Origin of the sequence: Pedomonas sp. (genome assembly GCF_036515995.1) — a bacterium.
Taxonomy (GTDB): Bacteria; Pseudomonadota; Alphaproteobacteria; order Sphingomonadales; family Sphingomonadaceae; genus Pedomonas.
In genome coordinates this window covers 1-20,855 of the sequence record NZ_DATBUP010000088.1, presented here as the reverse complement: position 1 = coordinate 20,855, position 20,855 = coordinate 1, and the positions used below count along the sequence as shown (strand labels likewise).

The following is a 20,855-nucleotide window of genomic DNA, read 5'->3' as shown; positions in this document are numbered from 1 at the left end:
GGCGGTTTACTCTGAGCAAGGCCCGCGTCTCCCGGCGCGGGCCTTGCCCTTTGAAGGGAAGGGGCAACCTGAAGATAAAATTAGGGGAGAGACCGGGTGCGCGGAATCATCTGGGACGGAAAGCGCCTTTTCACGACGGACAGGCTTGAGGTGCGCGCACCGGGCAGGGGCGAGGTCAAGGTGCGGGTGCTGGCTTCCGGCATCTGCCATAGCGACCTCAACATGATGGATGCCGGGCTCATCGGCACGCCGGTCGTGCTGGGGCACGAGGCGGCGGGCGTGGTGGCGGAACTGGGCGAGGGCGTCTCCGGTCTGGCCTTGGGCGACGCGGTCATGGTCGGCACCCAGACGCCGTGCGGCCATTGCCGGGAATGCGAGCGCGACGAACCCGCCAACTGTGACGAGACCTGGGGCTTCGTCCCCGGCCAGCCTTTCCGGCTGGACGGCGAGCCGGTCTACTCCTTCGCCAACGTTTCCTCGTTCGCGGGGGAGATCGTGGTAAAGGCCTCCCAGCTCTACAAGACCGGCGATATTCCGCCCCAGCAAGCGGCGCTGATCGGTTGTGCCGTCTCGACCGGCTTCTGCGCCGCGCAGAACCTCGGGCGCGTGCGGGCAGGCGATCGGGTGGCGGTCATCGGTGTCGGCGGCATTGGCGTCAACGCCATTCAGGGCGCGCGCCTCAGCGGGGCTTCGGTGCTGGCGGTTGATCTCAATCCGGCCAAGGAAGAGGTTGCCCGCAGCTTCGGCGCGGATCGCTTCGTCCTCTCCGCGCGCGGGCAGAGTTCACAGGGACTGGCCGCTGCCATGCAGGCCGAGGCTACGGCCGCGGACGGGCTGCCCATCGATGTGATTGTCGAGTGCAGCGGCGCGCCCGTTGCTATTGAAGCTGCTATCCATGCCGTCAAGCGGGGTGGGCGCGTGGTGCTGGTCGGCATGACATCGCCGGGGGCCTCCGTGCCGCTCGGCCTTGATGCCGTGCTGAGCGGGCGGGAAATCGTCTCGGTGATGAACGGCGGCGCAAGGCCGGAGGTGGATTACCCGCGCCTCATCGAACTTGCCCGCAGCCGCCAGATCGACCTGGGGTCTCAGGTTTCCCAGGTCTGGCCGCTGGAGCAGTTTGAGGACGCCATAAACGCCCTGCGTGCGGGCGCGGTCACGCGGGCGGTGCTGGACCACACCGCCTGAGCGCCGCTTCTTGATCAGCCCTCGGGAGCCGCCATGCCTTACGGCAGGCGGCTGCCGGTGGTTGCTTCGCGTTCACGGGTGGCGCGGAAGCCCTGGCTGTGGCCGGTTGAAAGTTCCGGTGTGCCGTTGCGAACAACCGGCACCCAGCGCCACTTCTTCATCGCGTCTGCGACATAGGATGCATACTGCGGATTGCCCTCAACTGCCTCGCCGCGAATGTTGGTGGCACGTCCATCCGGACCAATATCGTAATGCGCTTTCGCAAAAGTGACGAAGGTCCGCTCGTTCCAGTCTTCCAGCGGGTCAGGCGACCAGGCGACCAGCGCGACCGGTTCCTTGTTTTCCTTGGTGTTGGCAATGATCTGCGCCACCGTCGCATCGGCCTGCTGCCACTCCCCGCGACGGGCATAGCCCGCTGCCAGCGTGCCCATCACCTGCCGCCAGGTCTCCGCCTGCTTCTCGTTGGTCGGCGATACGTAGCCGAGAGCCTCTTCGAGGAGCTGGACGGCCTTGGCGTAGCGCCGCCCTTCCATGTGGTACATGGCCAGCATGCGCAGGATCGCCGGGCGGTTGATGTTGTCAGGCCCCAGCCCGTCGGCAATCTGCTGTGCAGCTTCCAGGTTTTTCGTTGCCACGCCGCGCGTGATCATCCGCTGCAGGAAGCGGGCATACTCAACATGCGCATAGGCGACGGCGGGATGGTTCGACCCATAGGCTTGCTGGGTCGCGCTGACGATCGCCAGGTAATTGTTCTGCACCTCCTGGTCCCATTTGCCATGGTACTTGCCCAGGCTGATCAGGGCATTGTGCAGGTAGATGCGGTTCATTGCCGTCTCAGGGCCCTTGGCCTCCAGATGGGTGAGAACCTTTTTGATCTCGCGGATACTGGTTTCCATCTCGAGCTGCCAGTTCAGCGAGATGTCGGCAACGTTAATCGCAAGGTTTACCAGCGTCTGCTCCGAGGGAGCGCCCGCTTTCATATAGAGCCTTAGTGCCTCAAGGCCGTGGCCGTACGCGGCTTTGCCATTGTCCGCCTCCATCGCCTTGCCCATCGCCTGATTGGCGGCCTTCCAGCCGTTGTCCGTATTCAGGCTGGTGCCTGCGCTGGCTCCAAGCATAAGGCTCAGCAGCACGATCTTGGTGCTGATCACAGATGTTCCCCCCAAGTGGTTCCCCTCCTGAAATAATACGTATTTCCTACGCAATTTCAATTGGCCGGGTCCGCCGGGTATGCTTCATCGACGCGGAAACGAAGCGCCCCGATGTGCCCCTCTATTTTCCCGTAGCAACAGTTAAGCTGCATGAATTGCACATGCCCGGCAATCTTTGCGAAGGGTGGGTAATCCCGATCGGAGGAATATCTTTTAAATAATTATAAGATGCGGTGTTAATATTGGGCATCCGAATCAATAAAAAAACGGCGGGGGTTAGACGCCCCCGCCGGTGATTTTATAAAAAATGTTTTATTTAAGAAATGCCCGATATTGTTGGGCAAATAAATATAAGATGGATTTACCGTTCGACGTTAGATCAACGCTCTTCTTGAATGCCTTGAAGAAGGGTTGCCGTCTTCCTCAAGGTATAGCCAGAATTACCATTTCTCTTCCCGGCGGTGCAAGCCAGACCGGCCGGTCTTGTAGTCGTACATAAGACTGGTTGCAGGCCGGCCATGGCGCCACATCGCTTGCGCGATGGCACCCAAATTTTAAGCCCGACAGTTTCGAGGTGCACCCGTTACAAAATGAAAATCGGCGGGGATAGGCCCCGCCGATTATTCTCGAAGGAGAACATCTATGAAGATGTACTTCCGGCTCGAGTGGAAGAAGATCAGGATTCGTTTCCTGCTCAGCTTCTAGTCTCGAACCGCCCTGGGGGAAGTGTCCGCCTCCCTCAGGGTTTCGAGAGAATATCAACAAATGGGTGACGATACAAACCACGACGCCGGATTTCGCCCTGCCTTATAGTCGTAGATGGAGCGCAATTCCGTCAGGTGTGCCGGCTGCCGGGCGGGACTAAGGCCGTTGCTTGCCGTCAATTTCTGGCGTTTCCTGTCTGATGCGTTAAAGCCACCGGGCACGCTATTTGTCAGGTTGGGTCAGGAGTAAGGCAATGCAAGCGCAGCACCCCAGTCGGGACATGGCGAAGCTGGTCATGACCCTGCGCCGGCTTTACGCCAAGGATTCGTTTCAGTTCGGCCTGCTGGTCTTTGACGTCCTGACGGTTCTGTCCTTCCTTGTCCTTACCTTCACCGAGCACACTCTCTGGGTGGACATCTTCGATGCCGTGCTCGGGCTGCTGCTGCTGGCTGAGGTGGGCGCGCGCGGACTGGTGTCCTACAACCGCCCCAAGTTCTGGCGGCGTCCCACCACCATCCTGGATCTGGTGATCGTCTGCTCGCTCCTCATGCCGGGCATGATCGGCAGCTTCGCCTTTCTGCGCGTGCTCCGGGTGGTGCGGCTGGTGCGGGCGGTTCCCTTCCTGCGCGACCTGCCAAAACGTCACCTCTGGTTGGTGGAGAAAGGCGAGTTGATCCGCTCCTTTGCCAATCTGTTCATCTTCATATTTCTGGCGTCGGCGCTGGTGTATGAGGCGCAGGCCGCCATCAACCCGGACATCGATACTTTCGTTGACGCGCTCTATTTCACCGTCACCTCGCTCACCACCACCGGCTATGGCGACGTGACCTTGGTGGGAGACAGCGGCCGGTTGCTGTCCGTTGTCATCATGATCACGGGAATTTCCCTGTTCCTGAAGCTGGCGCAGTCGATCGTCCGCCCGTCGCGCATCTATTTCCCGTGCGAGACCTGCGGCCTTGATCACCACGAGCCTGACGCCCGCTTCTGCAAGCGCTGCGGCACCGCGGTCGAGTTGCCTGAGGAGGAAAAGGTATAGCGCGCTCCACCGTTGCCGCGCCGAGCCTGTGCCGTTAACGTCGGCGCAACATTTTTTCCCTGTCTGAAAGGCGTTCTCCCATGCGCTCATTTATTGCCGCCGGCTGTGCCGCGCTTCTCCTCGGCGCTGCGCCCTCCGCTCTCGCTCTGGCTTCGCAGGTGGCCGCGCCCACGGCGGCTGCCCCCATCCTGACGAGCCCTGAGGCGAAGGACAGTCTCACCTACGCCCGGCCGGAAATCGCCCGCGTCACCCACGTGGATCTGGATCTTGCCGTTGATTTCGCCGGCCAGACCCTCACCGGCACGGCGGCGCTGTCCGTGCTGGCCCAGCCGGGGGCAAAGGAGATCATCCTCGACTCCGAGAACCTGGGCGTCAAGAAGGTAACCGATGACAAGGGCAATGCCCTCAAGTGGGAAATCGGCAAGGCCGATGCCGAGAAGGGCGCGCCGCTCACCGTGCAGCTGAACGGGGCGCAGCGCATCATCATTCATTACACGGCACAGAAGGGCGCAAGCGCGCTGCAATGGCTGCCGCCGGAGCTGACGGCAGGTAAGCAGAAGCCGTTCCTGTTCAGCCAGGGACAGGCCATCCACAACCGCAGCTGGGTGCCGACGCAGGACAGCCCCGGCATCCGCCAGACTTGGACGGCGCGCCTCGTGGTGCCCGAAGGCATGCGGGCGGTCATGAGCGCAATCCAGCTGACGCCGGAGGGTGAACCGGCGGGCGACGGCCGCCGCGCGTTCCGCTTCGCCATGGACAAGCCGGTGCCGCCGTACCTGATCGCCCTGGGTGTGGGCGACCTTGCATTCCGCTCGCTGGGCGAGCGCACCGGGGTCTACGCCGAGCCTTCCATGCTCGACCGCGCAGCATACGAGCTGGCGGATACGGAGAAGATGGTGGAAGTGGCCGAGAAGCTTTACGGCCCTTACCGCTGGGGCCGCTATGACGTGCTGGTCCTGCCGCCCGCGTTCCCCTACGGCGGCATGGAAAATCCGGTTCTCACCTTCCTCACTCCCACCTTCATCACGGGTGATCGCTCCAACGTGAACCTGGTGGCGCACGAACTGGCGCACAGCTGGTCCGGCAACCTCGTCACCAACGCCACGTGGCCGGACGGCTGGCTGAACGAGGGCTTCACCAGCTACTTCGAGAACCGCATCCAGGAAGCCATGTACGGCCGTGAGCGCGCCGTGCTTGAGGAGGATCTGGATTGGGACGTGCTGCTGCGCTCCATCGAGGAAGCAGGCGGCATGAGCGCGCCCGAAACCCGCCTGCGCGGGGATGATGGCGAGGAGTCCGGCCAGATCGATTACATCAAGGGCGCGATCTTCCTGCGCACGCTGGAACACACAGTGGGGCGCGAGGCGTGGGACGCCTACCTGACCTCTTACTTCGACCGCTTTGCCTTCCAGCCGCAGACCACCGCCGGCTTCCTGGCGGACCTGCGCGCCAACCTCATCAAGGGGGACAAGGCGCTGGAGGAAAAGCTCCAGCTCGACAAGTGGGCCTACGGCACCGGCATTCCTGACAATGCCGTCCGGCAGCGCTCCGCGGCGCTGGCCAACGTAGATGCGCAGGCCAAGGCGTTTACAGCGGGCGGCCCGGCTTCGGCCATCCAGCCCACCGGCTGGACCACGCAGGAATGGCAGCGCTTCCTCAATAACCTCCCGCGCAAGCAGTCCGCCGCGCGGCTGGCGGAGCTGGATCAGGCGTTCAACCTGTCCCGTTCGCCCAACGCCTACGTGCGCACAGCATGGCTGGAACTGGCCATCGCCAACCGCTGGGAACCCGCCGTGCCTGCGCTGGAGGAATTCCTCAACAGCGTCGGCCGCACCCTGTTCCTTCGCCCTCTGTACAAGGGGCTGGCCGATCAGGGCGAGTGGGGCATGACCATCGCCAGGCGCGCCTACGCCACTGCCCGGCCAACCTATCACGCCTCGACGACCGGCTCGATCGACGCGATCCTGAAGCAGTAGCTTTCGGTCAAGAGCAGGTGTCTTTGGAAGGGGGGCGCGGACCCCCCTTCCACCCCCCAGTCCTGTTATCGGACGAAGGCTGCAGCTCAGGCAGGGCGCGGCTCGATCAGACGCAAGGGGGCGCAGGGGAAGGGCCCTGTAGAAACCTTGGAATGAAGCTTATCAGAGCAGCTTTCGAGCAGGGTGGCACACCCTGCGCTGAACAAAAGTGCGACCAACAAAGAACTTGGAGCCGCGATCTGATGCAATCAGATCGGAAAAGGCTCTAGTCCAGCCAGCCGCTTACGCGCAGCTGCGGCAGGCGATCGCGTGCCACGGGCACTTCAAGGCCGTTGCTCAGCATCAAGGTGGCGCTGCGCCCGTTGCGTTCCACCGCCGTGACTGCAGCGCGCGCTGCCCACCACGAGCGATGCACGCGCAGGCCATCCAGTCCTTCCAGTTCGGCCACCGCGTCTGCCATGCGCATGAGCACCAGCGTATCTCCGCGCATGGTATGCACGCGCACGTAGTGATCCTCCATTTGCAGCGCGATCACATCCTGCCCCAGATGCGGCGGCAGGCGTTCCGCCAGCAGCGCACCGATGCGCGGGCCGGGTTGTGCTGGTGCGGTCTCTGGCAGTCCTGACTGCGGCGTGCTCTCGGGCGCGGGTTTGGCTTCGGCGCCCGGAGCGTTCCGCCACCACAGCAGCGCCATGGCCAGCCCACTGGTGAGCAGCACCTGCGCGTAGGTGTCCATGAAGTCCTCAATGCCGGGCCACGGCCGGTCCGGCATGATATGCGGGCCGAAACACCACAGGTAGAGCGCCATGGGCGCGCTCAGCAGCACGACGGCGGTAGTCCATCCGGCCGCTTCCGGAAAGCCGAGACGCCGCGCCGCGCATGCGAACAGCAGAATACCGGGACGAAACAGCAGGTAACCGGCCAGCACCGTGCGCAGCCAGTAAACGAGGCGTACCGGCCCGCTGCCATGCAGGAAGGTTCCGAATGGCCCCGTGGCCGCCAGCATGACAGCCAGCAGCAGCATGAGCGCGCCCTCGGTCAGGATTTGGCGCGTATCGAGACGCGCGCGCAAGCCAACTGACGCTTCGTGAACTGGCACTGCCCTGCCTTTTCGCCCTGTTTGCGAAGGCGCCAAGCCCGGCCGCGCATTCACGCCTGCACGGTGACGCTCCCCGCCTTATCCCTAGGCCACACCCTGTCGGCCTTGGCGGGACTATGGCGCAGCGCCCCGGTCCCGTCCAGCAGCTCCCATTCGGCAACTCCCGTCTGGCAGCTCCCCTCTGGCGGCAGGGCAGAGAAGCAACAGCAGGCAGGGTTCTGAGAGGATGATTGAAGATCAGGTGAGAATGAAGCCGGTGCAGGCGACGGCATGGTCCGGAGCGCTTGTCCGTTACGGTTGCCTTGCGGCGGCGCTGATTTGCGCCAGCATGACCGTGGGCAACGTCATGGTGCCGGTGGCGGCGTGGCTGGCGCCGGTTTTCCTGCTGCGGTTCGTGCGGCAGTCCTTGCCGCTTCCCGGTCTTGGCCTTGGCGCGCTGGCGCTGGCGACCGGCCATGTTATTGCCTGGTATCCGGTGCTGCCGTTTCAGGGCTGGATGCGCGTTGCGGTGCCGGGCGCTCTCGGGCTGGCGTTCTTCGTGCCGTACGTGATTGATCGCTGGCTGTCGCCGCGCCTGCGCGGTCTGGCGGCCACGCTGGTGTTCCCCTCCGCCTGGGCGGCCTGCGAATATCTCATCATGCAGCTTGGTTTCGGCAGCTGGGGAGCGATCGGCTATAGCCAGTACGGCAACTTGCCGCTTTTGCAGCTGCTCTCTGTCACCGGCCTTACCGGGCTCACTTTCCTGATCGGCTGGTTCGCCGCCTGCGCCAATCAGGCGTGGGAGGCAAGGTTCGCCACGCCCCGGCTGTGGTGGCCGCTGCTGGCCTGCGCGGGCGTCATTGCCGCCGTACTGCTGGCGGGCGGCCTGCGCGTGGCCGCTCCGCAGGGCGTTGTCGCCACCGTACGGGTGGCGGGCGTCACCATCGACAACATGGCGGTGTTCCTGAACACGTGGCGACCGCTCAGCTATGGCACGCCGCTGACGGCGGCGCAGGCCGAGGCGGCGCGCGAACAGACGCAGGAGTTGCACCGCACGCTGCTGGAGCACAGCCGGGCCGAGGCCCGTTCAGGTGCGAAACTCATCGTCTGGTCCGAAAGCAATGCACTGGTGCTGAAGCAGGACGAGGCAGACTTCATCCGCGCCGGTCGGCGTCTGGCGCAAGAGGAGGGCGTCTATCTGTTTATGACCATGGCCACCATCACCCCCGGCGAGCCGCTGGCGGAAAACAAGCTGGTGGTCGTGGACCCGCAAGGCCAGGTGCGCGGCGCGTATCTGAAATCCCATCCGGCGCCCGGCGAATCCTCCATCACCGGCAAGGGTCGCATGGGTATTCTGGATACGCCCTACGGCCGCATCGCCTGGGCCATCTGTTACGATTTTGACTTTCCCGGCCTCGTCCGTCAGGCAGGCCGCGCCGGGGCCGATATCATGATCAACCCTTCGTGGGACAACGCGGCCATCACGCCCATGCATTCCTACATGGCCTCGCTGCGGTCGGTCGAGACAGGAGCCTCCATGTTCCGTCAGGTGAATGACGGCCTGTCTCTGGCGGTGAACGGCCACGGCCGCACCCTCGGGATGATGGATCACGCCTCGGGCACGGGAGAGGTGCGCACCTTCGTGGCTGACCTGCCCGTGAAGGGAGTGCATACCCTTTACAGTCGCCTTGGCGATGCGGTGCCGCTGCTCTCGGCCATGGTGCTCGCTGCGCTGGTCATCGTCGCTCGTCGCAACACTGGCGCGGCATAATCCCCTCAAGACTGACAGGTGCCGATCCGCTATAGCGCGGGCTGGAGGTAGGCTTATGCGTTTGGACGGGACTATGGCGGAACGCAATCTGCTGCTTGGCACCCTGAGCGGCCTTGGGGCCGGTGCCCTCTGGGGTCTGGTGTTTCTCTCACCCAAGATCGCGGGGGATTTCTCGCCGCAGCAACTCTCGGCCGCGCGCTATCTCGCCTATGGGCTCATTGCCGTTACGCTGCTGCTGCCGCGCTGGCGGGCGGTCTCGCAGGCGGTCGGCAAGGCGGAGTGGATCGCGCTCGTCTGGCTCAGCCTGCTCGGCAACATCATCTATTACCTGTTCCTCGCCGCGGCGGTGCAGATGGCGGGCGTTGCCGCGGCCTCGCTCATCCTCGGCTGCGTGCCGGTGGTGGTCACGCTGATCGGCAGCCGTGAGTCGGATGCCGTGCCGCTGCGCGCGCTTGTGCCCTCGCTGGTGCTGGCCGTTGCGGGGGTTGGGCTGATCGGCTGGGAAGCCTTGTCATCCCAGCCGCAGGCGGCAGACCCGTGGGAGCAGATCCTCGGCATCCTGCTGGCCTTCGGGGCGCTGGCCTCGTGGTCGGCCTATGCGGTGTGGAACAGCCGCTGGCTGGTGCGTCTGTCTCATGTTTCCTCCCATGAATGGTCGCTGCTCACCGGCGTCGTCACCGGCGCGCTGGCGCTGGTGCTGGCCGTGCCGGCGTTCGCCCTCGGCGCGGGCGAGCATGCGGTGGCGGACTGGGCGCGCTTCTGGGGCATCAGCTGCGCGGTGGCTCTGGGGGCTTCCGTCATCGGCAATGGTTTGTGGAACCAGGCCAGCCGCCTGCTGCCCATGACCATGATGGGCCAGATGATCATTTTCGAGACGCTGTTCGCGCTCGCCTACGGCTTCCTCTGGGAGCAGCGCTGGCCGACCGTGCTTGAGGCGCTGGCATGCGTGTTTCTGGTCTCCGGCGTCCTGTGGTGCGCCAATTCTCACGGGCGCCGGAAACGGGCCTGGAAACAGACGATGACAGACGCAGGCACCGCAGCCTAACCTTCGCGTTCTCACGCAAGACCTTGGGGAATTTCGCCATGCTCACCCGTCGCACTCTGCTTGCCGCCACCCTTGCCGTGCCAGCCATTGCAACGGTGCGCACGGCGTTTGCGCAACCGGTCCCGGCGCAACCGGATCCGGCACAGCCCGTTCCGGGCCGGGGCACATGGAGCCCCTGCGCCGCCATTCCGTGGAAAGTACAGGAGGTGTACGGCACCGTGCGTGACGGCAAGGCCATGATCGCCGGGGGCATGGAGACCGGAGACTTCGGCCTGCGCGCCATCGATCGCGTCGGGATTTATGATCCCGCAACCGACAGTTGGCAGGAAGGCCCGCGCCTGCCAGAGCGGCGTCACCATCCCGTGCTGGCAACGGTGGGGTCGCGCATTTACGCCATCGGCGGTGCAGTCGATGGTCCGGCCGGCAACTGGCAGCAGCGCTCAGATGTGTTCGTCGAGGAAGGCGGCCAGTGGACCCGCACCACGCCCTTGCCCGTGCCGCAAATGGAAAGCGTCGCGCTGGTTGAGGGCGGGCGCATCCACCTCATCAGCGGCCGCTCGCCTGCAAAGGAAAATGACGCCAACTGGCGCGACCAGAAGGACGTGGACACCCACCGCGTGTTCGATCCCGCCTCTGGAAAATGGTCGCTGGCCCGCCCCATTCCCGGCGCGCGCAACAGCGCGGCGGGCGCGGTGGTGGAGGGCGCGTTCTACATCGTTGGCGGCCGCACCATGGCGGAGGGCAACATGGCCCGGCTTGACCGCTATGATCCTGAAACCGACCGCTGGGAGGCGCTGCGCCCCCTGCCGTATCCATCGGGCGGCCTCGGTGCGGCAGCGCTGGGCGGCAGCCTCATCGCCTTCGGTGGCGAAGAGCTTGGCGTGAAAGGCACGGCCGGGGTCATCCCGCATGTCTGGCGCTATGACGTTGCTCGTGACACGTGGGAGCCGCTGGCGGCCATGCGCACGCCGCGCCACGGTCTGGCCGGCGTGTCTATCGGCAATCGCCTCTATGCCATCGGCGGCGGATCTGAAACCTCCACCGGCAATACCACCGCCCTTGTGGAAGCCTTGCAACTGGGCTGATCGCGCTCGCCAGTCACCGCTGGATCGTTCCGCCTTTCACTGGAAATATGGTCGAAGAGCCGCGGATTTCCGCCGCTTTTCCCTTACCCGCACTTGCGGCTGTGTTAGCTTTTTTGTCCGGCCAAGGCTGCACGGGGAGAGCGAGCATGCTGCATGGTGTCGAACAGTATCTGATCGAGGGGGAGGGTATTCTCGCCGGGCCGCTGCTGCCCGCCGCCCTGCGTCTGGCCCGGGCCGTGCCGCAGCCGTCTGAGCCGCAGATGGGCCAGCGGGCGGCGGATCCGTTCATCACGCCGGAGAAGCGCCTCCTTGCACCGCCCCAGCTGTTCTGCCGCCTGTTCGGCAAGGGGCGTCAGCCCGATGCGGCAGCGCTCATCGAGCTTGGGCTGGCGATGGAGACCGAGCAGGACGTCATCACCGATCCCAACAGCTCCATCCCGGCGGGCTACACCTACCTCGGCCAGTTCATCGACCATGACATCACGTTCGATAAAACCGCGCTGACCCGCACGGGCGCTGCCGATCCTGTCGCTGTTCCCAACATCCGCACGCCCTCGCTCGATCTTGACAGCTTGTACGGCGGCGGCCCGGCGATCAGCCCCCAGCTTTACGAGCCTGATGGCGTACGCCTGCGCGTGGGCATGTGCGTAGAAAGCCGGGATGGCGACGACAACATCGTCCCCGCCATTCCCAATGATCTGCCGCGCGAGAACCGCAAGGCCATCATCGCTGATCCCCGCAATGATGAGAACCTCGCCGTTGCCCAGCTGCATCTGGCCTTCATCAAGTTCCACAACAGTTTCGTCGATCAACTGGCGGCAAGCTTTCCCACCCTGCCGGCAGAACAGGTGTTCGCCCGGGCGCGGGCGGAGACCATTCGTCATTACCAGATGATCGTGCTGCGGGATTTCCTGCCGCGCATCGTTGATCCCAACGCCATCCAGCAGGTGCTGCTGTACGGCCACACCATTTACTCCCATGCGCAGCATCATCTGATGCCCGTCGAATTCTCGGCAGCGGCTTACCGGTTCGGCCACTCCATGGTGCGGCCGGTGTATGACTGGAACCGGGTTTTCCACCAGCACGAAGGCGCCGTTGCGGCGGCCACGCTGGATCTCTTGTTCGAGTTCACCCAGTTTTCCGGCTCGGCACCGGGGGACGAGCTGCCGTTCTTCGGGCAGGGGGAGGAGCTTCCCTCCAACTGGGCGGTGGACTGGCGGCTGCTGTTCGATGTGGATGAAAATCCCCCGCCGGAGTTCTTCGTCGTCAACCGCGCCCGCAAGATCGACACCAACCTGGCGCTGTCGCTGAAAAGCCTGCCGGAATTTCTCGCCATGGGCGTGACGGACCCCGCGCTGCTCTCGCTGGCCAGCCGCAATCTGCTGCGCGGACGGCTGCTGTCGCTGCCCCACGGCATTCAAGTAGCGGAGACGATCGTGGCCACCGGCCTGCCGCATGAAACGCTGACGCTGGACCAGTTGCGCGGCGGGCCGCATGGTCCGACGCTGGAGCGGGTTGGCCTGCTGGAGACACCGCCGCTGTGGTACTACATCCTGCGCGAGGCGGAGCTGAACGGCGGCGAACCCCTGGGGCCGGTCGGCTCCCGCATTGTTGCAGAGACCATCGTCGCGCTCATCCGCAATGCAGATGTCTCCATTCTCGCCGGTCCCGCGCCAATCGGTCTGGCTGAGATTCCCCGCTTCACCATGTCGGACATGTTGCGCCAGGTAAATGATCTCGCACCGGTTTGAGGACGAATAAACACAACGGGATGATATTCTAGAAAGTATTAGTTGTATTATCGCCTGAATATTGCGCCTAAAGATATTATTAAGTTAAAATATTGTATTTAAACAACCTCATGCGCGTCGAATTTGTTTACGATTAAGATGTGAAGTTCCCGGATTATTTCTTCTCTGAGCCGCCAAAAACGGCCAATGGCCCGGGTTTTGCTTAAGAATGCTCCAGAAGCGGCAGTCCTTGCTGCTTCGGTGAGAGCCGGACGAAAACCAGAATTGAACAGGTCCGGCCGCTCACACTGCCGATCAGGACAGGAGCATTTTTAATGAAGAGACTGACGAGTGTGTTTCTTGCCGGAGTGGCGGCGCTTGCTTTCTCGCACAGCGCCTCTGCCGGGCTGGTGGTCAGCACTGCTGATGGCTCGACCGGCTTTGGCTTTGGCAACGTCAACCGGCACCTGACCATTCAGGAAACCGGTCCGGGGCAGGACAGCGTTGAATCCGGCTGCGTCGGCATCGGTGCCGGCGGCGGCTTCGTCGTTGGCAGCGCGGCCTGTCTGGATGATGAAAGCGGCGTGTTCCAGCCCAACGGCGTCGTCAATACCGGTGGGGATGAGCCGCCGCCGCTGACCGAGGGGCTGAAGTACGGCACGCCCACCATCGGCTCGCTCGACATCAACAACGCGGGCGAGATCAACATCATCTTCGACGCCACCGAGCCCGGCGGCGGGCCGATCACGGTCGAGGATCTGACGCTGAAGTTCTATGATGAAGACGGTGCGCTGCTGCTGGCGATCGACGGCGATGCCGAGTTCGCGGTAACCTTCGCGGGCAATGGCGTTGCCGATTACATCTTCGTCATTGACGAGGAGCAGCAGGCGGAGGTGAACGACACCATCTTCAGCCTGGCCAACTTCGGCGACATCTTCATGGCGCTGGAAGCTACCCTCTCGGGTGCAGACGGCGGACCGGAGAGCTTCGTGATCGTGAAGGGAACCGGCACCGCACCGGTGCCGGAGCCGGCAACGCTGGGCCTGCTCGGCCTTGGCATCGCCAGCATCGGCTTCGCCCGCCGCCGCAAGGCCTGACGGCGCAAGCCAAAAGGGAAGGCAAGGGGGTAACGAAAGAGATCAGCGGGCATTGTCAACCTTTCCAGCCAGAGTTGTGAGCCGGAGTTGACGCTTGAGTTGGTGTAATGCCTGAGCTGGCGTGAAATGGGGGCGGTGCCGTGGAGCCGCCCCCGCTTTTTTCAGAGCAGCATCCGAGCAGGGGACAGGAACCCTGCAATTAAGATAACGCGACCAACATAGAACGCGGGACTGGGAACCCCTAATGCCACACCCGGCACCCACCCGCTGCGGTGCTCGGGGCGATGTGGACCTGTTTCCCGGAAGCAGCCATAGTGCGCACAAGCTCAAGTGCGCTTGCCTTCTGCATAGGCAGCCTCATTCCGGTTCGTGGTTTTCATGACTGAACACATGCGTGGCCTCTCTGCCTGGGCTGATCTTCTGGCTGCAGGACGCACGCCCCGCTTTGCTCTGATCTGCCTTGGTGTCTGGCTCAATGCGGCCGATGCGCTGGTCACCGCCACCATCATGCCTAGCGTGGGCGCTGATCTGGGTGGCTACGCCTTCTTCAGCTGGTCCGTTGCCGGGTTCCTGCTTGGCGCTATTCTTGCCGGTGCTTCCGCTGGCCGGTTCTCGGAAATCCTGGGGCTGCGTCCGGCCACGGTGGTGGCCGGTCTCATTCTGGCGGCGGGATGCGTTGTCAGCGCGGCGGCATCCAGCATGAGTCTGTTCCTGCTGGGCCGGTTCGTGCAGGGCTTCGGAAGCGGCTGGATGTCAGGTCTGGCCATGGTCGCCATCGCCTTCCTGTTTCCTGAGCGGCATCTGGGGCGCGTGTTTGCCGCGGTCGCCGCGGTGTGGGGCCTTGCCACCATCTTCGGCCCGCTGTTGGGCGGCTTGATGGCCCATGCCGGGTCGTGGCGCACCGTCTTCTGGCTGTTCGCGGGGCAGGCGGTGCTGTTCTCCGTGGCGGCCCGCTTTCTGCTGCCGGGGGAGGCTACCGCAGCCCGTTCGGCCAGTGTGCCGTGGCGTCAGCTGGCGCTGCTCTGCATTGCCATCGCGGTGCTGGGCGCAGCGGACATCAGTCGGCGGGCGGACGTTGCACTCGCTCTCGTCGGCCTGTGCCTTGCGCTGCTGGTCTGGATGCTGCGGGTCGACCGGCAGGCGCGCCACCGCCTGCTGCCGCGCACCGCCGGAAACCTCGGTGCGGTGCCCGGCGCGGGTTATGCCGCCATGTTCTTCCTCACTGCAACCTCGGTCGGCTTCCTCATTTACGCGCCGCCCCTGCTCCAGCAGCTGCATGGCCTGACGCCGCTGGCCGCAGGCTATGCCGTTGCCGCCCACGCCATGGGCTGGACGGTTGCGGCCTTCGTCGTCTCCGGCGCCACCCCTCGAACGGCAGACCGGTGGATCAGGTTCGGCGCGCTGTGCATCGTTCTGGGGGCCGTGTTGCTCACCGTGGTCATGCGGCAATCCCCCGTGCCGTTCATCGTGGCGGCGGCGGTCGTCATGGGGCTCGGTTTCGGCTTTTCCTCTGCCCTCATGAACCGGCGGGTGCTGGCCGCCCTGCCGGATGACGATCGCGCCACCGGCAGTTCCGCTCTCATCGCCGTACGGCAGGCCGGAGAAGCGGTGGGCGCGGCCATCGCGGGGGCAGTTGCCAATCTGGCGGGTTTCGGCGCGGGGCTTACCCTTGCCAGCGCCCAGTCCACGGCGTTCTGGGTATTTGTTGCCGCGCTGCCGCTGGGCACCCTCGGCGCGCTGGCCGCCTGGCGCATGACACAGCTGCCCTCAGGCCCCGGTTCTCAGATCTGAGGCCGGAGCTAAGCTGTTGTTCGAAAGGTGTTCGGGAAGTGGTGCCGGATGTCGGACTCGAACCAACGACCTACCGCTTACAAGGCGGTTGCTCTACCAGCTGAGCTAATCCGGCACGCTGCAGACATGTCTGCCACCAACGGTCTGCGATGTATGTCCTGCCTTCGCGGAGGAATCAACGCCCCATCGACACCCGCTGGTAAATATTCTCATGTTTGCCCGTACATGACGGTTTTTCAGGGCGCGAGTTTATAGGGCTTGGCTTTTCAGGGGATGGGTAAACAAGGAACGGCCGGGCTGCGGGCTGCTCGCCCGTTGCCCGGCCCTGTTTCCGGCCGCGTTCGATGTCCTGTCTGGTCAGCCGTAAGTGCTTACCAGCCCGGCGTTGACCGGATCCCCCACACGATCGATCAGCGCCGTGCGCAGCTTGTTCAGCGCCTGCGTCTCGATCTGGCGCACCCGCTCCTTCGAGATGCCCAGCCGCTCGCCCAAGGCCGCCAGCGTCACGCTGTCGTCGCCCAGCCGGCGCTCGCGGATGATGGTCATTTCGCGCTCGCTCAGAATTTTCATGGCGTCGCGCAGCAGGTCCATCTTCACCCGGCTGTCGTTGATCTCTTCCAGCTCCTCATCCGGCTGCGGCGCGTCAGAGGCCAGAAAGTCCATCCATTCGCTCTCGCCGTCCTCGCCCACCATGGCGTTCAGCGAACGGTCGTAGCCGGTCAGCCGCGCCTCCATCACCTCCACGTCCTTCAGGCGCACGCCCAGTTTCTCGGCCAGCAGTTTACGCGAAGCGTAGGTCATCGGGCCGTCGTAATCGCCCACGATCTGGGCGCGCAGGCGGCGCAGGTTGAAGAACAGGCTCTTGTGCGCGGCGGTCGTGCCGGTGCGCACGATCGACCAGTTACGCAGAATGTAATCCTGCATGGAGGAGCGGATCCACCACGAGGCATAGGTGGAAAAACGGATTTCCCGTTCCGGCTCGAAGCGCCCGGCGGCTTCCATCAGGCCCACGGTCCCTTCCTGAATCAGGTCGGCCACCGGCAGGCCATAGCTACGGAAGCGGCTTGCCATCGAGATAACCAGTCTTAGATAGGATCGTGTGAGTGCGGTGAGCGCCTCCACGTCCCGCTCCTCACGCCAGCGGCGGGCCAGTTCAAGCTCATCCTCCTTGTCGAGCATGGGCGCGGCCATGGCTGCACGCAGCACTGCCTGGCTTTCCATGCCTGAGGACTGTGAAATTTTATGCGCCATGAACTCCCCCTGCGTCGGTTTTGCCGGTGTTGATGTCCGGCGCGAATGCTGGGGCGCTGCCGTAATCGGCGGGCCCGGTTTTCCGGTACGCGTCGCGTGTGGCTGCGCGGTACTGACGGAAAATGGTTAAACGTCGAATGGTCAAAGGCTCGCACACCCTCTTACCGCCACTTTCTGCAGCTGCGCTCCAACAGGCGGAGCACAGCCCAGCCTCCACAACGCTTCAAAAGGCATTATGGAGCCGTCAGACCCGTAACGTTTAAAGGCGCTAAAGGTTGCGTGGCGTGCGTCAGGAAAACGTCGAAGTGTACGGCGGGAATAGTCACGCCACCCTGTTCAGGTGGGCGCAGCCAAGGAAGCGCTCGTAAAGGGGGCGAGCGCTGAAACCGAAAGGCCTCAAAGGCTCAGTGCTCCGGAGAGAAGCGGAGTTCTGAAGGAACCGCAGCTCTGAACAAAGGGCGGGCGCTCAGTGTCCCGGTGCTGAAATCTTCAGGCTGAGAGCGTGGATAGGGTTGTTCATCAGGTCGGCCAGGGCGGCATACACCATGCGCTGCTGGCTCACCCGGCTCTGCCCGGCAAAGGCGCTGGCGCAAATCTCCACCGTGAAGTGGGTCTCCACCCCTTCGCGATGACCGGCGTGGCCGCGATGCTGCTCGCTGTCATCCCGCACCGTAAGTGCGACAGGCTGGAATGTTTCCGTCAAACGGCGGCTGACTTCCTGCGCAACAGGTCCCATATAAGCTCCATCCGGCAGCCGTGGCTGTTCACCCTCCCTTTACGAACCCTCGTGCCTTGCGGCAAGGAGAACCCGTGTCCGAGTACCAGTCCCGCCCCAAAACCCGGCACAGCCGGTTTCACGGTCGTGTCGAGCACGCCGATGGGCGGCGCTGCGAATCTCCCGAGTGCGAGGCCGCAGGGGAGTTCCGCGCGCCGCGCTCTCCCCGGCCCGAGCGTGACGGCTACCACTGGTTCTGCCTTGAGCATGTGCGCGCCTTCAACGCGGGGTATGACTATTTCAAGGGCCTCTCGGCGGAGGAGGCCGCGAAGGCCCGCGCCGGCCATCCTTCGTGGGACCGCGCCAGCAAGCCCTTCGCCACCAATGCCGATCCGTCCCGTATCGATCCGGAGCGCATGACCATCCATGACCCGCACGGCATCTTCGGGGGGCTGGGAGGCCTGGGCGGCCGCTTCGGCGCGACCCCCGCACGCCCGGACGGAGTGCGCCTGTCAGCCAAGGACCGGCAGGCGTTAAAGACGTTGGGACTGGGCGAAGATGCCACGCTGGATGCCATCAAGAAGCAATACAAACGGTTGGCACGGCGTTATCATCCCGACACCAACGGAGGCGACAGAAGCCAAGAGCATCAGTTGCACAAAGTGATCGATGCCTATACGCATCTGAGCCAGTCGCCTGCTTTTTCGTCCTGACCCGTAAGCTGTTTGCAAGGTTGCGATCTATGACTGCTGAAGCCCACGCCCACCGCCCGCGCTCCGTTGCGCTCGAGGCCCCGGATATCACCGTGGACGCCCGCCAGACCTTCGGCGTGGACATCGACCTCAAGGTTCCGGCCTTCTCGATCGCCGATGAGCATGTGCCTGAGCGGGACGACACCTATGTGTTCGATCCGGACACCACGCTGGCAATCCTTGCAGGCTTTGCCTTCAACCGCCGCGTCATGGTGCAAGGTTTCCATGGCACCGGCAAATCCACCCACATCGAGCAGGTGGCGGCGCGCCTTAACTGGCCGTGCATCCGCGTGAACCTCGACTCGCACATCAGCCGCATCGATCTCGTCGGCAAGGACGCCATCGTGCTGCGCGACGGCAAGCAGGTCACCGAGTTCCGCGAGGGCATCCTGCCGTGGGCGCTGCAGACCCCCACCGCGCTGGTGTTCGACGAGTACGACGCCGGCCGCCCGGACGTGATGTTCGTGATCCAGCGCGTGCTGGAAGTGGAGGGCCGCCTGACGCTGCTCGACCAGAACCGCGTCATCCGCCCGAACCCGTGGTTCCGCCTGTTCGCGACCGCCAACACCGTTGGTCTGGGCGATACCACCGGCCTCTATCACGGCACCCAGCAGATCAACCAGGGCCAGATGGACCGCTGGAACATCGTCACCACCCTGAACTACCTGCCCGCCGAGACGGAAACCGGCATCGTCGTGGCCAAGTGCACGGGGTACGACAGCGAGGAGGGTCGCCGGACCGTGGCCAACATGGTCAAGGTTGCCGAGATGACCCGCCAAGGCTTCGTGGCCGGAGATATCTCCACCGTCATGAGCCCGCGCACCGTCATCACCTGGGCGCAGAATGCCGAGATCTTCAAGAACGTCGGCTTCGCGTTCCGCCTGTCGTTCCTGAACAAGTGCGACGAGGCCGAGCGGGCCATCGTGGCGGAGTATTATCAGCGTGCCTTCGGGGAAGAGCTGCCGGATTCCGTCGCCTCCAAGGCGCAGAAGGCCGCGGCTGTTCGCAAGTAAAGCGCCGTGACGCCTCCTCCCAACCTGCTTGAGGACTTCCGCCAGTCACTGGCCGCGGCCATGCGTGCGCTTGGCCACAAGGCCGAGGCGGATGTCAGCTTCACCGCCGACAAGCCTTCGCTGCTTGGCACGCAGGCGCGTGTGCCCCAGCCCATGCGCAACCTGCCGCCCGAGCAGGTGGCGGAGGTGCGCGGCTGGGTGGACGCCTATGCCCTGCGCCAGCGCCACCATGACGACAAGGTGCACACCCGCAACCAGCCGGAGGCGGGCCTGGCGCGCGATGTGTACAACGCGGCGGAGCAGGCGCGCGTGGAGGCCATTGGCAGCCTCGAGCTGGCGGGCGTTGCGGAGAACCTTGCCCGCATGACCGAGGCGCGGGTGCGCGTCGATCCCATTTCCCGTGCCAAGTCGGCGGAGGAAGTGCCGCTGGCCAGCGCCGTCGGCCTGATGATCCGGGAGCGGCTGACCGGCCAGACCCCGCCGGACGGCGCGCGCATCGCCGTTGATCTGGTGCGGGCGGACATCGAGGCCAAGGCCGGCCGTCATCTGGATGCGCTGGCGGCCAACCTTGGGGACCAGGCCGCCTTTGCCCGCATGACCCGGAGCATTCTGGCCGATCTCGGCCTGACCGACGAGCCGGTCGAGGAAACCGAGAACAAGGAAGAAGACAGCAAGGACGAGGCCGATCAGTCCGGCGATCAGGAGCAGGACAGCGAGGAGAAGTCCTCCGCGGCCGAGGGCGATCAGGACCAGGGGCAGGAGGAGGCTCAGGCCCCGTCCGAGGCCATGTCCGAGCAGGCATCGGCCGAGATCGACAGCGACGAGACCGCATCGCCCGAGCTGGGCGAGGAAGGCCCGGAGGGCGTTGCCCCATGGCGGCCCAACCAGCCGATGGCGGACGTCACGCCGCAGTTCGACTACAAGGTCTACACCACCAGCTTCGACGAGACGGTGACCGCCGAGGATCTGTGCGATCCGGAGGAGCTGACCCGTCTGCGCGCCTACCTCGACCAGCAGCTCACGCACCTTCAGGGCGTCGTCACCAAGCTGGCGAACCGGCTGCAGCGTCGCCTGATGGCGCAGCAGAACCGCTCGTGGGATTTCGACCAGGAAGAGGGCCTGCTCGACACGGCGCGCCTGTCGCGCGTCGTCACCAGCCCCAGCCACTCCCTGACCTACAAGGTGGAGCGGGACACGGACTTCCGCGACACGGTGGTGACGCTGCTCATCGACAACTCCGGCTCCATGCGCGGCCGTCCCATCTCCATCGCCGCCATCTGCGCCGATATTCTCGCCCGCACGCTCGAGCGCTGCTCGGTGAAGGTGGAAATCCTCGGGTTCACCACCCGCGCGTGGAAGGGCGGGCAGTCGCGCGAGAAGTGGCTGGCCGATGGCCGCCCGGCCATGCCCGGCCGCCTCAACGATCTGCGCCACATCATCTACAAGACCGCGGATGCCCCCTGGCGGCGCGCCC

General features: G+C 64.4%; 16 protein-coding genes and 1 tRNA gene. 12 read left to right on the top strand and 5 right to left on the bottom strand.

The genetic code is table 11. The features are described from left to right. The first annotated feature begins 96 nt into the window (after positions 1-96). Positions 97-1,185, top strand: a complete 1,089-nt coding sequence (locus VIG90_RS07065; RefSeq protein WP_331592786.1) for an alcohol dehydrogenase catalytic domain-containing protein — start codon at positions 97-99, stop codon at positions 1,183-1,185. A gap of 38 nt (positions 1,186-1,223) precedes the next feature. On the opposite strand, the gene VIG90_RS07060 is transcribed toward VIG90_RS07065, so the two are convergent. Beyond that, positions 1,224-2,336: a tetratricopeptide repeat protein gene (locus VIG90_RS07060; RefSeq protein WP_331592785.1), complete on the bottom strand. Its 1,113-nt coding sequence runs from the start codon at positions 2,334-2,336 to the stop codon at positions 1,224-1,226. Positions 2,337-3,294: 958 nt separating this feature from the next. Between VIG90_RS07060 and VIG90_RS07055 the strand changes: the two genes are divergently transcribed. After that, positions 3,295-4,077, top strand: a complete 783-nt coding sequence (locus VIG90_RS07055) for a potassium channel family protein (protein WP_331592784.1) — start codon at positions 3,295-3,297, stop codon at positions 4,075-4,077. 80 nt (positions 4,078-4,157) lie between these two features. After that, on the top strand, positions 4,158-6,053 hold the full coding sequence (locus tag VIG90_RS07050) for a M1 family metallopeptidase (RefSeq protein ID WP_331592783.1): 1,896 nt from the start codon (positions 4,158-4,160) through the stop codon (positions 6,051-6,053). 265 nt (positions 6,054-6,318) lie between these two features. On the opposite strand, the gene VIG90_RS07045 is transcribed toward VIG90_RS07050, so the two are convergent. Next, positions 6,319-7,125: a LytTR family DNA-binding domain-containing protein gene (locus VIG90_RS07045; RefSeq protein ID WP_331592782.1), complete on the bottom strand. Its 807-nt coding sequence runs from the start codon at positions 7,123-7,125 to the stop codon at positions 6,319-6,321. A 253-nt stretch (positions 7,126-7,378) separates the two neighbouring features. Between VIG90_RS07045 and VIG90_RS07040 the strand changes: the two genes are divergently transcribed. The 6 genes from VIG90_RS07040 to VIG90_RS07015 all read left to right on the top strand — a co-directional run bounded on the left by VIG90_RS07040 (position 7,379) and on the right by VIG90_RS07015 (position 15,650). Further along, entirely contained in the window at positions 7,379-8,902 is a 1,524-nt protein-coding gene (locus tag VIG90_RS07040; RefSeq protein WP_331592781.1) for an apolipoprotein N-acyltransferase, read from the top strand. A 73-nt stretch (positions 8,903-8,975) separates the two neighbouring features. After that, a complete protein-coding gene (locus tag VIG90_RS07035; RefSeq protein WP_331592780.1) occupies positions 8,976-9,947 on the top strand; it encodes a DMT family transporter in 972 nt (323 codons plus the stop codon). A 38-nt stretch (positions 9,948-9,985) separates the two neighbouring features. After that, positions 9,986-11,032 (top strand): hypothetical protein, encoded by a 1,047-nt coding sequence (locus tag VIG90_RS07030; RefSeq protein ID WP_331592779.1) that lies wholly within the window; start codon positions 9,986-9,988, stop codon positions 11,030-11,032. 146 nt (positions 11,033-11,178) lie between these two features. After that, complete coding sequence (locus tag VIG90_RS07025; RefSeq protein WP_331592778.1) at positions 11,179-12,783, top strand: heme peroxidase family protein; 1,605 nt, start codon at positions 11,179-11,181, stop codon at positions 12,781-12,783. 314 nt (positions 12,784-13,097) lie between these two features. Next, positions 13,098-13,859: a PEP-CTERM sorting domain-containing protein gene (locus tag VIG90_RS07020; RefSeq protein ID WP_331592777.1), complete on the top strand. Its 762-nt coding sequence runs from the start codon at positions 13,098-13,100 to the stop codon at positions 13,857-13,859. A 378-nt stretch (positions 13,860-14,237) separates the two neighbouring features. Then, positions 14,238-15,650 carry an MFS transporter gene (locus VIG90_RS07015; RefSeq protein WP_331592776.1) on the top strand — a complete coding sequence of 471 codons (1,413 nt, stop codon included), beginning with the start codon at positions 14,238-14,240 and terminating at the stop codon, positions 15,648-15,650. Positions 15,651-15,689: 39 nt separating this feature from the next. Here the strand turns inward: VIG90_RS07015 and VIG90_RS07010 are convergent. The 3 genes from VIG90_RS07010 to VIG90_RS07000 all read right to left on the bottom strand — a co-directional run bounded on the left by VIG90_RS07010 (position 15,690) and on the right by VIG90_RS07000 (position 17,637). Next, positions 15,690-15,765, bottom strand: a tRNA-Thr gene (locus VIG90_RS07010). 242 nt (positions 15,766-16,007) lie between these two features. Next, positions 16,008-16,901: an RNA polymerase factor sigma-32 gene (locus tag VIG90_RS07005; protein ID WP_331592775.1), complete on the bottom strand. Its 894-nt coding sequence runs from the start codon at positions 16,899-16,901 to the stop codon at positions 16,008-16,010. Positions 16,902-17,367: 466 nt separating this feature from the next. After that, positions 17,368-17,637: a BolA family protein gene (locus VIG90_RS07000; RefSeq protein ID WP_331592774.1), complete on the bottom strand. Its 270-nt coding sequence runs from the start codon at positions 17,635-17,637 to the stop codon at positions 17,368-17,370. A 74-nt stretch (positions 17,638-17,711) separates the two neighbouring features. Here VIG90_RS07000 and VIG90_RS06995 point away from each other — a divergent pair, with 74 nt between their 5' ends. The 3 genes from VIG90_RS06995 to VIG90_RS06985 form a co-directional block, all read left to right on the top strand. After that, on the top strand, positions 17,712-18,329 hold the full coding sequence (locus VIG90_RS06995) for a J domain-containing protein (protein ID WP_331592772.1): 618 nt from the start codon (positions 17,712-17,714) through the stop codon (positions 18,327-18,329). Between the two features lie 29 nt (positions 18,330-18,358). After that, complete coding sequence (gene cobS, locus VIG90_RS06990) at positions 18,359-19,381, top strand: cobaltochelatase subunit CobS (protein WP_331592771.1); 1,023 nt, start codon at positions 18,359-18,361, stop codon at positions 19,379-19,381. A 6-nt stretch (positions 19,382-19,387) separates the two neighbouring features. Further along, the coding region (locus VIG90_RS06985; protein ID WP_331592770.1) for a cobaltochelatase CobT-related protein at positions 19,388-20,855 on the top strand (1,468 nt) is incomplete at its 3' end.

Coding starts and splice junctions, on each gene's coding strand:
- VIG90_RS07015 (WP_331592776.1), top strand. CDS start 14,238: ATGACTGAACACATGCGTGGCCTCTCTGCCTGGGCTGATCTTCTGGCT.
- VIG90_RS07020 (WP_331592777.1), top strand. CDS start 13,098: ATGAAGAGACTGACGAGTGTGTTTCTTGCCGGAGTGGCGGCGCTTGCT.
- VIG90_RS07050 (WP_331592783.1), top strand. CDS start 4,158: ATGCGCTCATTTATTGCCGCCGGCTGTGCCGCGCTTCTCCTCGGCGCT.
- VIG90_RS07030 (WP_331592779.1), top strand. CDS start 9,986: ATGCTCACCCGTCGCACTCTGCTTGCCGCCACCCTTGCCGTGCCAGCC.
- VIG90_RS07000 (WP_331592774.1), bottom strand. CDS start 17,637: ATGGGACCTGTTGCGCAGGAAGTCAGCCGCCGTTTGACGGAAACATTC.
- VIG90_RS07035 (WP_331592780.1), top strand. CDS start 8,976: ATGGCGGAACGCAATCTGCTGCTTGGCACCCTGAGCGGCCTTGGGGCC.
- VIG90_RS07025 (WP_331592778.1), top strand. CDS start 11,179: ATGCTGCATGGTGTCGAACAGTATCTGATCGAGGGGGAGGGTATTCTC.
- cobS (WP_331592771.1), top strand. CDS start 18,359: ATGACTGCTGAAGCCCACGCCCACCGCCCGCGCTCCGTTGCGCTCGAG.
- VIG90_RS07040 (WP_331592781.1), top strand. CDS start 7,379: ATGATTGAAGATCAGGTGAGAATGAAGCCGGTGCAGGCGACGGCATGG.
- VIG90_RS07005 (WP_331592775.1), bottom strand. CDS start 16,901: ATGGCGCATAAAATTTCACAGTCCTCAGGCATGGAAAGCCAGGCAGTG.
- VIG90_RS07055 (WP_331592784.1), top strand. CDS start 3,295: ATGCAAGCGCAGCACCCCAGTCGGGACATGGCGAAGCTGGTCATGACC.